The sequence below is a fragment of the Sphingopyxis sp. KK2 genome, from assembly GCF_001990265.1.
GTDB lineage: Bacteria > Pseudomonadota > Alphaproteobacteria > Sphingomonadales > Sphingomonadaceae > Sphingopyxis.
The window spans coordinates 1-11,830 of the sequence record NZ_LYVN01000125.1; the positions used below are offsets into that span (position 1 = coordinate 1).

General features: G+C 66.6%; 11 protein-coding genes. 9 read left to right on the forward strand and 2 right to left on the reverse strand.

The window, feature by feature from the left end; all coding sequences use genetic code 11:
- Nucleotides 1–38 precede the first annotated feature (38 nt).
- Nucleotides 39–1,193: a serine hydrolase gene (locus B1A78_RS17050; RefSeq protein ID WP_077148113.1), complete on the forward strand. Its 1,155-nt coding sequence runs from the start codon at nucleotides 39–41 to the stop codon at nucleotides 1,191–1,193.
- Here B1A78_RS17050 and B1A78_RS17055 read toward each other — a convergent pair.
- Both B1A78_RS17055 and pdxH read right to left on the reverse strand, forming a co-directional pair.
- The gene (locus B1A78_RS17055; protein ID WP_077148114.1) at nucleotides 1,188–2,003 is read right to left on the reverse strand and encodes a PhzF family phenazine biosynthesis protein; all 816 of its coding nucleotides are present in this window, start codon (nucleotides 2,001–2,003) and stop codon (nucleotides 1,188–1,190) included. The two genes, B1A78_RS17050 and B1A78_RS17055, sit on opposite strands and share 6 nt — an antisense overlap.
- Complete coding sequence (gene pdxH, locus B1A78_RS17060) at nucleotides 2,000–2,578, reverse strand: pyridoxamine 5'-phosphate oxidase (protein ID WP_083734265.1); 579 nt, start codon at nucleotides 2,576–2,578, stop codon at nucleotides 2,000–2,002. Before pdxH ends, B1A78_RS17055 begins: the two co-directional genes overlap by 4 nt.
- A 126-nt stretch (nucleotides 2,579–2,704) precedes the next feature.
- On the opposite strand from pdxH, the gene B1A78_RS17065 reads away from it, so the two are divergent.
- The 8 genes from B1A78_RS17065 (at nucleotide 2,705) to B1A78_RS17100 (ending at nucleotide 11,758) form a co-directional block, all read left to right on the forward strand.
- Nucleotides 2,705–3,637, forward strand: coding sequence for a DnaJ C-terminal domain-containing protein (locus B1A78_RS17065; protein ID WP_077148116.1), 933 nt, complete (start codon nucleotides 2,705–2,707; stop codon nucleotides 3,635–3,637).
- Nucleotides 3,638–3,640: 3 nt separating this feature from the next.
- Nucleotides 3,641–4,717 (forward strand): YihY/virulence factor BrkB family protein, encoded by a 1,077-nt coding sequence (locus tag B1A78_RS17070; protein WP_077148117.1) that lies wholly within the window; start codon nucleotides 3,641–3,643, stop codon nucleotides 4,715–4,717.
- The gene (gene fabI, locus B1A78_RS17075) at nucleotides 4,714–5,541 is read left to right on the forward strand and encodes an enoyl-ACP reductase FabI (protein WP_077148118.1); all 828 of its coding nucleotides are present in this window, start codon (nucleotides 4,714–4,716) and stop codon (nucleotides 5,539–5,541) included. Before B1A78_RS17070 ends, fabI begins: the two co-directional genes overlap by 4 nt.
- Complete coding sequence (locus B1A78_RS17080) at nucleotides 5,534–6,064, forward strand: GNAT family N-acetyltransferase (protein ID WP_077148119.1); 531 nt, start codon at nucleotides 5,534–5,536, stop codon at nucleotides 6,062–6,064. The genes fabI and B1A78_RS17080 overlap by 8 nt, the downstream gene beginning before the upstream one ends.
- Before the next feature lie 5 nt (nucleotides 6,065–6,069).
- A complete protein-coding gene (gene aroC / locus B1A78_RS17085; RefSeq protein WP_077148120.1) occupies nucleotides 6,070–7,146 on the forward strand; it encodes a chorismate synthase in 1,077 nt (358 codons plus the stop codon).
- A 7-nt stretch (nucleotides 7,147–7,153) separates the two neighbouring features.
- On the forward strand, nucleotides 7,154–8,932 hold the full coding sequence (locus B1A78_RS17090) for an SLC13 family permease (protein ID WP_077148121.1): 1,779 nt from the start codon (nucleotides 7,154–7,156) through the stop codon (nucleotides 8,930–8,932).
- Between the two features lie 101 nt (nucleotides 8,933–9,033).
- Complete coding sequence (locus B1A78_RS17095; protein ID WP_077148122.1) at nucleotides 9,034–10,383, forward strand: dicarboxylate/amino acid:cation symporter; 1,350 nt, start codon at nucleotides 9,034–9,036, stop codon at nucleotides 10,381–10,383.
- A 46-nt stretch (nucleotides 10,384–10,429) separates the two neighbouring features.
- Nucleotides 10,430–11,758: a dicarboxylate/amino acid:cation symporter gene (locus B1A78_RS17100; protein WP_077148123.1), complete on the forward strand. Its 1,329-nt coding sequence runs from the start codon at nucleotides 10,430–10,432 to the stop codon at nucleotides 11,756–11,758.
- Nucleotides 11,759–11,830: the final 72 nt, after the last annotated feature.

An 11,830-nucleotide genomic window follows, 5' to 3' on the forward strand; every position in this document is an offset into this window, starting at 1 on the left:
TTGCGGCTGTGGGCGGATCGGTGTTAGTCACCCAACCCATGATCACGAAAAAAGCCATGCTGGCAAGTGCCGCGCTCGCGCTGGCGGGCGTCTGGTCGCTGAGCCATGTCGCGGGTTCCGCAACGATCGCGCCCGCCGCGCCCGGCCCGGCGATCGGCGTGCCGATGTCGAAGGGGGCGGTCGAGACCGCAGCGCCGCTTCCCGCGCTGGCGCCCGCGATCAAGGCCAGGGCTGACGCGCTGTTCGACGATGCCGACGCGGTCGGCGAGACGCGCGCGCTCTATGTGCTGCGCGACGGTCAGCCGATCTACGAACGCTATGGCGAGGGTTTCGGCCCCGACAGCAAGCTGATCAGCTGGTCGATGGCGAAGAGCATCACCGCGGTGCTCACCGGCTTCCTCGTCGCCGATGGCCAATTGTCGCTCGACGGCCCGGCGCCGGTCGCGGCGTGGCAGCGCAGCGGCGACCCGCGCGGGGCGATCACGCTCAAGCACCTGCTCCACATGTCGTCGGGGCTCGAACATGTCGAAAATGGCGATCCCGTGTGGGACGGCGATACGGTGACGATGCTGTTCGGCACCGGCGCGCCCGACATGGCGGCCTTTGCCGAGGCGAAGCCCGCGGCGGCGCAGCCCGACGAGATATTCAATTACAGCTCGGCGACCAGCGTCATCCTCGCCGATATCGTCGCCGATACGCTGACCCCGTCGAAAAGCCCCGACGCACGGCGCGACGCGATGCGCGACTTCATCGCGGGGCGTCTCGCCGAACCACTCGGCATGACCAGCCTGACCCCCGAATTCGACGCCGCGGGCACGATGATCGGCGGCTCGGTGATGCACGCGACCGCGCGCGACTATGCCAAGTTCGGCGAATTCCTGCGCAACCATGGCGTGGTGAACGGCCAGCGGCTGCTTCCCGAAAGCTGGATGAACTTCATGCTGAAACCATCGCCGCGCGATGGCGGCTATGGTGGCCATATCTGGCTCAACCGTCCGCGCCCGGCAGGCAGCGACGCGGCCCTATGGCCCGACCGCGGCCCGAACGACCTGTTCGCCTGTATCGGGCATCAGGGGCAATATATCATCGTCTCGCCGTCGCAGCGGGTGACGATCGTGCGGCTCGGCATCACCACCGACGACCAGTTTCCCGAATTGCGCCGGCACCTCGCCGACCTGACCGAGCTTTTATAGCAGGAACTCGCCGACCAAGGTCGTCACGCACGTCCCGCTGAGTTCGACCATCGCACCGTCGAGGCGGCAGCCGACATGGCCGCCGCGCTCGCTCGCCTGATAGGCAGCGAAACGATCGCGGCGGAGCTCGCCGGCCCAATAGGGGGTCAGCACGCTATGCGCCGACCCCGTGACCGGATCCTCGTCGATCCCCGCGCCGGGCGCGAAGCAGCGACTGACGACGTCGGCCCCCGACGGATCGCCGGCGCCGCGCGCGGTCGCGATATAGAGGATATCGCCGCCTTCCTTGAGCGCGCGCAGGTCGGGATCGAGCGCGCGCACGCTCGCGGCGTCGGCATAAACGATCAGCGCATAGCCGCCGTCGTGCCACAAGGTCTCGACCGGCGCGCCGCCCATCGCCTTGGCGATGTCGGGCATCGCCTTGGGTGCGGGCGGATAGGCGGGAAGCGCCATCTTATAGCCGTCGTCGCCGTCGCGCGCGACGCGGAGGATGCCCGCCTTCCGCGTGCGAAAGCGCATGTCGTCGCGCCAAGGGGCCGCCGTCAGCAGAACATGCCCGCTCGCCAGCGTCGCGTGACCGCACAGCGCGACCTCGACGCCCGGCGTGAACCAGCGCAGCTCATAATCGGCGTCGCCGCTCTCGTCGGGGACCAGGAAAGCGGTTTCGGCGAGGTTGTTCTCGGCGGCGATCGCCTGCAGTACCGCGTCCGACAGCCATTCGTCGAGCGGCATCACCGCGGCAGGGTTGCCCGCGAAGGGACGGTCGGCAAAGGCATCGACCTGCGTGATCGGAAAACGGCGCCAGCTCATGGGTAGAGAAATCCTTTCGACCAGCTATCGCCGGCGCGGACGAACGAGGTGCGTTCGTGCAGCCGATGTTCGCGGTCCTGCCAGAACTCGATGCGTTCGGGCGCGACGCGCCACCCCGACCAGCGCGGCGGGCGCGGCACATCCTGTCCCGCGAAGCGTGCCTGCATCTCGGCGAAGCGCGCCTCGAAGGTTTCGCGGCTGTCCAGTGGCCGCGACTGGTCGCTGGCCCAGGCGCCAAGCTGGCTGTCGCGGCTGCGCGTCGCGAAATAGGCGTCTGCGGTGGCGCCATCGACCGGCGCCGCCGGCCCCTCGATACGGATCTGGCGGCGCAGCGACTTCCAGTGGAAGAGCAGCGCGACATGCGGGTTTTCCGCAAGTTCGCCGCCCTTGCGGCTGTCGAGATTGGTATAGAAGATGAAGCCGTCGGGGCCATGTCCTTTCAGCAGCACCATGCGCAGCGACGGGTGGCCGTCGGCGGTCGTCGTCGCGAGCGCCATCGCATTGGCATCATTGGGTTCGCTGGCGCGCGCTTCGGCGAACCATGCGTCGAACAGGGGAAAGGGGGTGTCCGTCATGCTGATGCTTCTAATGCGCGGCCGCGTGGTGGTCGAGGGTGGAACTTGACCAGCTTTTGCGCCGTTCCCACATCGATGCGCATATCGGCCTTTCCGGCCAGCATCTTATCGGGCTACAGGAGCAAAATGGCAGATCCCTATTCCACCCTTGGCGTCGCGAAGAGCGCGAGCGAAGCGGAGATCAAATCCGCGTACCGCAAGCTCGCCAAGGAATTGCACCCCGACAAGAACAAGGACAATCCGAAGGCGTCGGAGAAATTTTCCGACGTCACCAAGGCCTATGACATCCTGTCGGACAAGACCAAGCGCGGCCAGTTCGACCGCGGCGAGATCGACGGCGAGGGCAATCCGGCGATGCCGTTCGGCTATGGCCCGGGCGGCTTCCGCGGCGATCAGCGCAGCGGCCCGGGCGGGTTCAGCGGCTTCGGCAACGAAAGCAGCGACTTCGGCGGCATCTTCGACGAATTGTTCGGCGGACGCGGCGGTGGCGGCGGCGGCGGTCCTTTCGGCGGGTTCGGCGGGCGCAGCGCGCCGCCGCAGAAGGGCGCCAATGTGTCCTATCGCCTCGCCGTATCCTTCCTCGACGCCGCGACGCAGGCGCCGCAGCGGATCACGCTCGCCGACGGCGGCACGATCGACTTGAAACTGCCTGCCGGGGTCGAGACGGGCACGCAAATGCGCCTTGCCGGCAAGGGGCAACCCGGGCCCGGTGGTCATGGCGACGGCATCGTGACGATCAGCGTCAAGGACCATCCCTTCTATGTCCGCGAAGGCGCGAACATCCGCCTCGACCTGCCGGTGACGCTGAACGAGGCGGTCGCGGGCGCCAAGATCAAGGTGCCGACGGTCGACGGTCCGGTGATGCTGTCGATCCCCGCCGGGTCGACCTCGGGCAAGGTGATGCGCCTCAAAGGACGCGGTTTCAGCCAGAAGAATGGCGAGCGCGGCGACCAGTTGGTGCGGCTCGTCGTCGACCTCCCCGCCGGCGACGCGGCACTGACCGAATTCGTCGGCGAATGGACCGACACGCGCGCGGTCCGCGCCGATCTGGGCGTGTGATGCGTGGCTGAGCCGGGTGACAAGGCGGCGGTCGCCGCGATCGAGCGCGCGGTTGCCGAAGAAGTCACCCAGCAATTCGCCGCCGAGGGCCACTCGCCGCATTCGCCCGAGGCGCGCGCCGAACGCGCCAAGCGCGTCAAGCTGCGCGCCCGCGCCGAGGGGCTGATCCATCGCGGACGCGAGACGCTCGGCCCCGGCACCCGCGCTTTCAAGATCTTGCGCCGCGTCGTCGTCGGCACCTACACCGACGGCTTCATCCACGCGGGCAACCTTGCCTATCTGGCGCTGATCGCGCTCTTCCCCTTCTTCATCCTGCTCGCGGCGGCGCTGTCGATCTTCGGCGGCAGTTCGGGCGGCGAGGCGGCGATCGAGGCGGTCTTCTCGACGATGCCACCAACGGTGGCCAAGGCGCTGTCGGGCCCGATCCGCGAGGTAATGTCCGCGCGCACGGGCATTTTCCTGTGGCTCGGCGCGCTCGTCGCGCTGTGGACCGTGGGCAGCCTGATCGAAACCGTGCGCGACATTCTGCGCCGCGCCTATGGCACCCATTTTTCGAAGGGTTTCTTTCACTATCGGCTGCTGTCGATCGGCATCATCACCGGCGCGGTGGTGCTGATGCTGCTGTCGTTCAGCATGCAGGTGCTGATCGTCGGGGTCGAGGAATTCGTGACGCGCTTCCTGCCCGAGCGATTCCAGTCCTTCGGCATCGTGTTGCTGTCGCGCGGGGTGTCGGGTTTCGGCCTGTTCGTGGCGATCTACATGCTCTTTTACAGCCTGACCCCGTCGAAATATCGTCGCCGGCAATTCCCCAAATGGCCGGGCGCGCTGTTCACCACCCTGTGGTGGATCGGGGTCACGCTGGCGCTGCCGCCGTTGCTCGCCAGCCTGCTCAGCTATGATGCCACCTATGGCAGCCTCGCGGGCGTCATGGTCGCGCTCTTCTTTTTCTACCTCGTCGGATTGGGTATGGTGATGGGTGCCGAACTCAACGCCGCGCTCGTCGAGGTTGAGGATTTGGGCCACGACGCTATTGGGCGCGTCGATGACGTGATTATTGAAAAGACCGGAGACAAAAAATGACGGGTCTGATGACTGGCAAACGTGGGCTGATTATGGGGCTCGCCAACGACAAATCGCTCGCCTGGGGCATCGCCAAGGCGCTGCACGGCGCCGGGGCGGAGCTCGCGATCAGCTATCAGGGCGATGTGATGCTCAAACGCGTCAAGCCGCTCGCCGATGAGCTTGGCTGCGATTTCCTGATCGACTGCGACGTGTCTGACATGGCGAACCTCGACGCGGCCTTCGCGACGCTCGCCGCGCGCTGGCCAACGATCGACTTCGTCGTCCATGCGATCGGCTATACCAACAAGGAAGCGCTGCGAGGCCATTATGCCGACGTCGGCCTCGAAGACTTCCTGATGACGATGAACATCAGCGTCTACAGCTTCACCGCAGTGGCGCAGCGCGCGTCGAAGATGATGCCCGCGATCGATCCCGAAACCGGCAAGGGCGGCGGCTCGCTGCTGACGCTCAGCTATTATGGCGCCGAAAAGGTGATCCCGCATTACAACGTCATGGGCGTCGCCAAATCGGCACTCGAAACCAGCGTCAAATATCTCGCCAACGACTATGGCCCGCAGGGGGTGCGTGTGAACGCGATCTCCGCCGGCCCGATCAAGACGCTCGCCGCGAGCGGGATCGGCGATTTCCGCCTGATCCTGAAATGGAACGAGTTCAACGCCCCGCTGCGCCGCAACGTCACCATCGACGACGTCGGCGGCTCGGCGCTGTACCTGCTCAGCGACCTGTCGTCGGGCGTCACCGGCGAAACGCACCATGTCGACGCGGGATACCACACCATCGGCATGAAACAGGAAGACGCGCCGGACATCGCGCTTGCCTGACGGCGTCGCCATCCGGCCCGCGCGCGTGGGGGATGGCGAGGCTATCGACCGGGTGATCCGCGCGGCCTTCACCGCGACCGCCTTCGGTCATCAGGGCGAGGCCGACCTCGTGCGGATGCTCGATGCCGATGGTGACGTCATGGTGTCGCTCGTCGCCGAGAAAGATGGCGCCATCGTCGGGCATGTGCTGTTCAGCCGGATGGATGTCGAAGCCGACGGTCATGCCATGGCCGCGGCCGGGTTGGCGCCGGTGTCGGTCATACCCGAACTGCAAGGGCAGGCGATCGGCGACGCGCTGATCCGCGCCGGGCTCGCCGATCTTCGCGTGCAGCGCGCCGCAATGAGCTTCGTGCTCGGCCATGAGGGCTATTATCCGCGCTTCGGCTATTCGCCGGGTCTCGCCGCGCGTTTCGCTTCGCCTTTCGCCGGGCCGCATTTCATGGCGATGATGCTGGACTCGGACGCCGCTTGGCCGCAAGGCGGCCGCGCCGACTATGCGCCCGCATTCGGCCGATTGGGGTAGGGACTATGAGTTTCAACAGCTTCGGACGCGTTCTTCGCTTCACGACCTGGGGGGAAAGCCATGGCCCCGCGCTCGGCGCGGTCGTCGACGGGTGCCCGCCGAGGCTGTCGCTGAGCGAAGGCGATATCCAGCCCTATCTCGACAAGCGCCGCCCCGGCCAGTCGCGCCACACCACGCAGCGGCAGGAACCCGACCAGGTACGCATCCTGTCGGGGGTGTTCGAGGGCAAGACGACCGGCACGCCGATCAGCCTGATGATCGACAATGTCGACCAGCGTTCGAAGGATTATGGCGAGATCGCGCAGGCCTATCGCCCGGGCCACGCCGATTATGCCTATGACGCGAAATACGGCATCCGCGACTATCGCGGCGGCGGCCGGTCGAGCGCGCGCGAAACCGCAGCGCGCGTCGCCGCGGGCGGCGTCGCGCGGCTGATCATCCCCGAGGTGCAGATCCACGCCTGGGTCGCCGAGATCGGCGGCGATGCGATCGACCCCGCGAACTTCGACCTCGAAGAAATTGATCGCAATCCCTTTTTCTGTCCCGATCCCGCCGCGGCGCAGCGCTGGGAAGGGCTGATGGACGGTGCGCGCAAGGCGGGATCGTCGCTCGGCGCGGTGATCGAATGCGCTGCGAGCGGTGTCCCTGCCGGCTGGGGCGCCCCGATCTATGCCAAGCTCGATAGCGACCTTGCCGCCGCGATGATGGGGATCAATGCCGTGAAGGGCGTCGAGATCGGCGCGGGTTTTCAGGCGGCGCGGTTGCGCGGCGAGGAAAATGCCGACCCGATGCGCCCCGCGAGCGACGGCAGCAACCGGCCCGATTTCCTGTCGAACAATGCCGGCGGGATCGCGGGCGGCATTTCGACCGGCCAGCCGGTCGTGGTGCGCGTCGCGTTCAAGCCCACCAGTTCGATCCTGACCCCGGTGCCGACGATCAACAAGGCGGGCGAGGCCGCCGACATCGTCACCAAGGGTCGCCACGATCCGTGCGTCGGCATCCGCGGTGCGCCCGTTGTCGAGGCCATGATGGCGCTCGTCCTCGCCGACCATAAATTGCTCCACCGCGCGCAGAACGGCTGACGACCGGGTGGACTTTATCGCGGGTACTATTGCGGAATATAAGGCGGCGATCGGCCTGCTGGTCCTTGCGGGCATGTTCGCGGCCTTCGTGTGGGAGCGTTTTTCGCCCTCGGTCGTCGCCGTCGTGGGCGCTGGCACCATGCTCGCGCTCGGCCTGCTCGATGAAAAGGGCGCCTATGGCGTCTTTTCGAACAGCGCGCCGCTCACCGTCGGGGCGATGTTCATCCTGTCGGGCGCGCTGATCCGCACCGGGGTGATCGACAAGGTCGGCAATTATGTCGTCGACCGCGCCAAGCGGCACCCGCGCCTTGCGGTGGTTGAGGTGTTCGGCGGCGGGTTGCTCGTCTCGGGCTTCATCAACAGCACGCCCTTCGTCGTCGTGATGATGCCCGTCTGTTTTCGCCTAGCCGAGGCGCTGGGCGTGTCGCCCAAGAAATTGCTGATGCCGCTGTCGGTGATCGCGGTGCTCGGCGGCTGCCTGACCCTGATCGGCACCTCGACCAATCTCGTCGTTGCGGGGATCGCCGAACAGGCGGGGCTTGCACCCTTCGGGCTGTTCAGCATCACCCCCTATGGCCTCGCGGTCGCGGCGGCGGGCGTCATCGGCCTGCTCGTCATGGCGCGCTTCCTGCCGTCGGACTATCCGCGCATCGCCGAAAAGGCCGACGGCGCCGAGCAGCTCTATCTGACCGAACTCGGCCTTGCCGAGGAAGACCCGGCGGTCGACATGGCGCTCGAGGCGGCCAGTCTCGGCATCTCGCCGGGCCAGATCGTTGGGGTGATCGCCGGTGGCCGGCTGATTACCGGCCGCGATGCGCAGAACCACCGGCTCGCGGCGGGCAACCGGATCGTCGCGCGGCTCGACGGCGCGACGTTGATGACGCTGCGGAGCGAAGGGCGCTTCGCGATCGGGATCGGCGACGGCAGCGATACCGAATCGACGGTGGTCGAGGTGACCGTATCGCCCAGCCACCGCTCGATCGACCGGCCGCTCGCCGAAATCCCGTTTCTGCAGCGCCAGCGCGTCCGTATCCTCGGCGTGGCGCGCTTTCGCCATTTGCCCGGCCCGACGCTGTCCGAGAATCGCATCCGTGCCGCCGACCGGCTGCTCGTCGATGCCGACGAGGCGAATATCGCGCAATTGCGCGACAATCCCAATCTGATCGGCCTCGCCATGGCGTCGGCAACCGCATTCCGGCGACGGCGCGCGTGGATCGCGATGCTGGTGATGGCAAGCGCAGTGCTGTTGTCGGCGACCGGCGTCATGTCGATCGGCATCGCTGCGTTCATCGGGGTCGGTATCGTGCTGCTCACCCGCTGCATCGACGCGTCGGAGGCGTGGGGCAGCATCGATGGTGACGTGCTGATCCTGATCTTCGCCATGCTCGCGGTCGGCGCCGCGCTCGAACAGGCGGGGTCGGTCGCGCTGATGGTCGGCGCGCTCGAACCGATCCTGACCGATGCGCCGCAATGGGCGGTGATCGCGATCGTCTATTTCTCGGCGCTGCTGCTCTCCGAACTGCTGAGCAACAACGCCGTTGCGGCGTTGATGGGACCGCTTGTCATCGGGATTGCGGAGGCGACCGGCGTCGCGCCGCAGCCGCTGCTGATCGCGCTGATGCTCGGGGCGTCGGCCTGTTTCGCAACCCCGGTCGGCTATCAGACGAATACGCTCGTCTACGCGGCGGGCGATTACCGCTTCATGGATTTCGTGCGTATCGGCGTGCCGCTCAACATCCTGACCGGGGTCGCGGGCTGCGCGGCGCTCGCCTTTTGGACGCCCTGATCCGGCGCCCTTGACGCTGCGCGCCGCGCCCGCTCAAAGGGGGCATCATCGCGCCGCGATCGCGAGTGCGAACAGACAAGATTTCAAAGGGGGACGGCCGCATGGACCGTAAACTGACCTGGTATATTCTCGCCGGCATGCTACTCGGCGTCATCGTCGGCTACGCCGTCCACGTCGGATTGCCGTCCGATCATTTGTGGTTCGGGCATCTGTCGAAGACGTTCAAGCTGCTCTCCGACATCTTCCTCAACCTGATCAAGCTGCTCGTCGCGCCGCTCGTGCTGTCGACCATCGTCGTCGGCATTGCGCATATGGGCGACAGTTCGGCGCTCGGCCGCATCGGCACGCGCGCGATCATCTGGTTCATCACTGCCAGCTTCGTGTCGATCGCGCTCGGCCTGTTGATGGTCAACCTCTTCACCCCCGGCGTCGGCGCGCCGATCCCCGACGCCGCCGAGGCCGCGAAGCTGGTGGGCGAGGTCAAGAAGCTCGACGCCTGGGAATTCACGCTGTCGATCTTCCCCAAGAATGCGCTCGAGGCGCTGGCGACGAACAATATCCTCCAGATCCTCGTCTTTTCCGTTTTCTGCGGCGTCGCGCTGTCGGCGATCGGCGAAAAGGGCGCGCCGCTGGTACGCGGCGCCGATGCGCTCGCCGAAATGATGCTCCAGATCACCGGCTATGTGATGCGTTTCGCGCCCTTCGCGGTGTTCGGGGCGATCGCCAATGTCGTCGCGAAGAGCGGGCTGGGCATCCTCGCGACCTATTTCGAGCTGCTGGTCGAATTTTATGCCTCGCTGGTGCTGCTCTGGATCATTCTGCTGACGGCGGGCTGGGTGTTCCTGCGCCAGCGCATCTGGATGCTCATCCGTTACATCCGCGAGCCCTTGCTAATCGCCTTCTCGACCGCCTCGTCGGAAGCCGCGCTGCCCAAGATGTTCGAACAGCTCGACCGCTTCGGCGTGCCGCGCCGCATCTCGGGCTTCATGCTGCCGCTGGGCTACAGCTTCAACCTCGACGGTTCGATGATGTATATGAGCTTTGCGACGATCTTCATCGCGCAGGCCTATGGCATGGACTTGTCGATCAGCACGCAGGTGCTGATCCTGCTTACGTTGATGGTCAGCTCGAAAGGCATTGCGGCGGTGCCGCGCGCCAGCCTGGTCGTCATCACCGGCACGCTGGCGCAGTTCGGCCTGCCGGTCGAGGGCGTGGCGATCATCCTCGCGATCGACCAGTTCCTCGACATGGGGCGCACCGCCACCAACGTCGTCGGCAATGCGGTCGCGACCAGCGTCATCACCAAATGGGAAGGCATGCTCGAAGTGCCCGAATCGGCGACCGCCGAACGCCCGCACGCGCCGAGCCATACGCCGCACCATGGAACCCAAGGCCTCGATCTTCGTGATGATGGTGGGGATGGAACACGCAAACCCGCGGCCGACGTCTGACGCCTGACGTCCGGCCGCCCTGCGCGGGGCGCAAGGGAGCCGGATCATGGCACAGGTGGACGCGGTATCGGCTGCGGAGCGCGACGAAGCGCGCGCGCGGCGGCTGCAATGGCGGATGCTCATCGGCTTCGTCGCCGGGCTGCTCGCCGGGCTCGCGGTCCATTATGGCGCGCGCGACGCCGCCTGGGTCGAGGCGGTCATCGCCTATGTGACCGGGCCGCTCGGGCAGATTTTCCTGCGCCTGCTGTTCATGCTGGTGATCCCGTTGCTCGTCTCGGCGCTGATCGTCGGGGTCGCCGAAATGGGCGAGATGCGGGCGCTGAAATCGGTCGGGGTCCGGACGCTCGTCTATACCGTCGTGGTATCGGCGATCTCGGTCGCGATCAGCCTGCTCGTCGTCAACCTGCTCCAGCCCGGCGCCGGGGTCGATCCCGCGCTCGCACGCTCGCTGATGGCCGAAGGCGCCGAGGGAGCAAGGGCGATCGCCGACCGTGCGGGTGAAGCCAAGACCGGGATGGACGCGGTGGTCGCGATCGTCCCCGACAATCTGTTCGCCGCGATGGGCGCCAACGACGTGCTCGCCGTGATGTTCTTCGCGCTCTTCTTCGGCATCGGGCTGATCCTCGTCCAGACCCCGCGCACCGAGGCGCTCAAGACTGCGGTCGAGGGGGTGTTCGAGGTGGTGATGAAGCTGATCGGGCTCGTCATCCAGATCGCGCCGATCGCGATCTTCTGTTTCATGTTCAACCTCGCGGCGCAGTTCGGCTGGGACCTGATCGTCCGCCTGTCGGCCTTCGTCGGGGTCGTGCTGCTCGCGCTCGCGCTGCAGATGTTCGTCGTCTTCCCGGTGCTGCTCAAGACGCTCGCCGGCAAATCGCCGATCGCCTTTTTCCGCGAGACGCAGGAAGCGTCGATGATGGCCTTTGCCACCGCCTCGTCGAACGCGACGCTGCCGACCTCGCTGCGCGTCGCGTCGGAACGGCTGCGCCTGCCCGACCGGATATCGCGCTTCGTGCTGACGATCGGCGCGACCGCGAACCAGAATGGCACCGCGATGTTCGAGGGGGTGACGGTGATCTTCCTCGCGCAATTCTTCGGGATCGACCTCACGCTGACGCAGCAGCTGTTCGTGATGCTGATCTGCATCCTCGGCGGCATCGGCACCGCCGGGGTACCCGCCGGGTCGCTGCCGGTGATCGCGCTGATCCTCGCGTCGATCGGGGTGCCGGCCGAGGGGATCGGACTGATCCTCGGCGTCGACCGTTTCCTCGACATGTGCCGCACGACGCTCAACGTCGTCGGCGACCTCGTCGCCGCGACGGTGGTGTCGAAGGGGGCGGGGGACAAGCCGGCGGCGACGGGCGCCGCCGGCTAGCGATCAATTCTCGCGCACGTTGCTCGGCGGCTCGATCCGTGGTCGCGGGGCGGGCGCCGGACGGCTCTGGGG

Excerpts from the sequence above, each read along its gene's own strand:
- B1A78_RS17050 (WP_077148113.1), top strand. The coding sequence starts at position 39 with ATGATCACGAAAAAAGCCATGCTGGCAAGTGCCGCGCTCGCGCTGGCG.
- B1A78_RS17055 (WP_077148114.1), bottom strand. The coding sequence starts at position 2,003 with ATGAGCTGGCGCCGTTTTCCGATCACGCAGGTCGATGCCTTTGCCGAC.
- pdxH (WP_083734265.1), bottom strand. The coding sequence starts at position 2,578 with ATGACGGACACCCCCTTTCCCCTGTTCGACGCATGGTTCGCCGAAGCG.
- B1A78_RS17065 (WP_077148116.1), top strand. The coding sequence starts at position 2,705 with ATGGCAGATCCCTATTCCACCCTTGGCGTCGCGAAGAGCGCGAGCGAA.
- fabI (WP_077148118.1), top strand. The coding sequence starts at position 4,714 with ATGACGGGTCTGATGACTGGCAAACGTGGGCTGATTATGGGGCTCGCC.
- aroC (WP_077148120.1), top strand. The coding sequence starts at position 6,070 with ATGAGTTTCAACAGCTTCGGACGCGTTCTTCGCTTCACGACCTGGGGG.
- B1A78_RS17095 (WP_077148122.1), top strand. The coding sequence starts at position 9,034 with ATGGACCGTAAACTGACCTGGTATATTCTCGCCGGCATGCTACTCGGC.
- B1A78_RS17100 (WP_077148123.1), top strand. The coding sequence starts at position 10,430 with ATGGCACAGGTGGACGCGGTATCGGCTGCGGAGCGCGACGAAGCGCGC.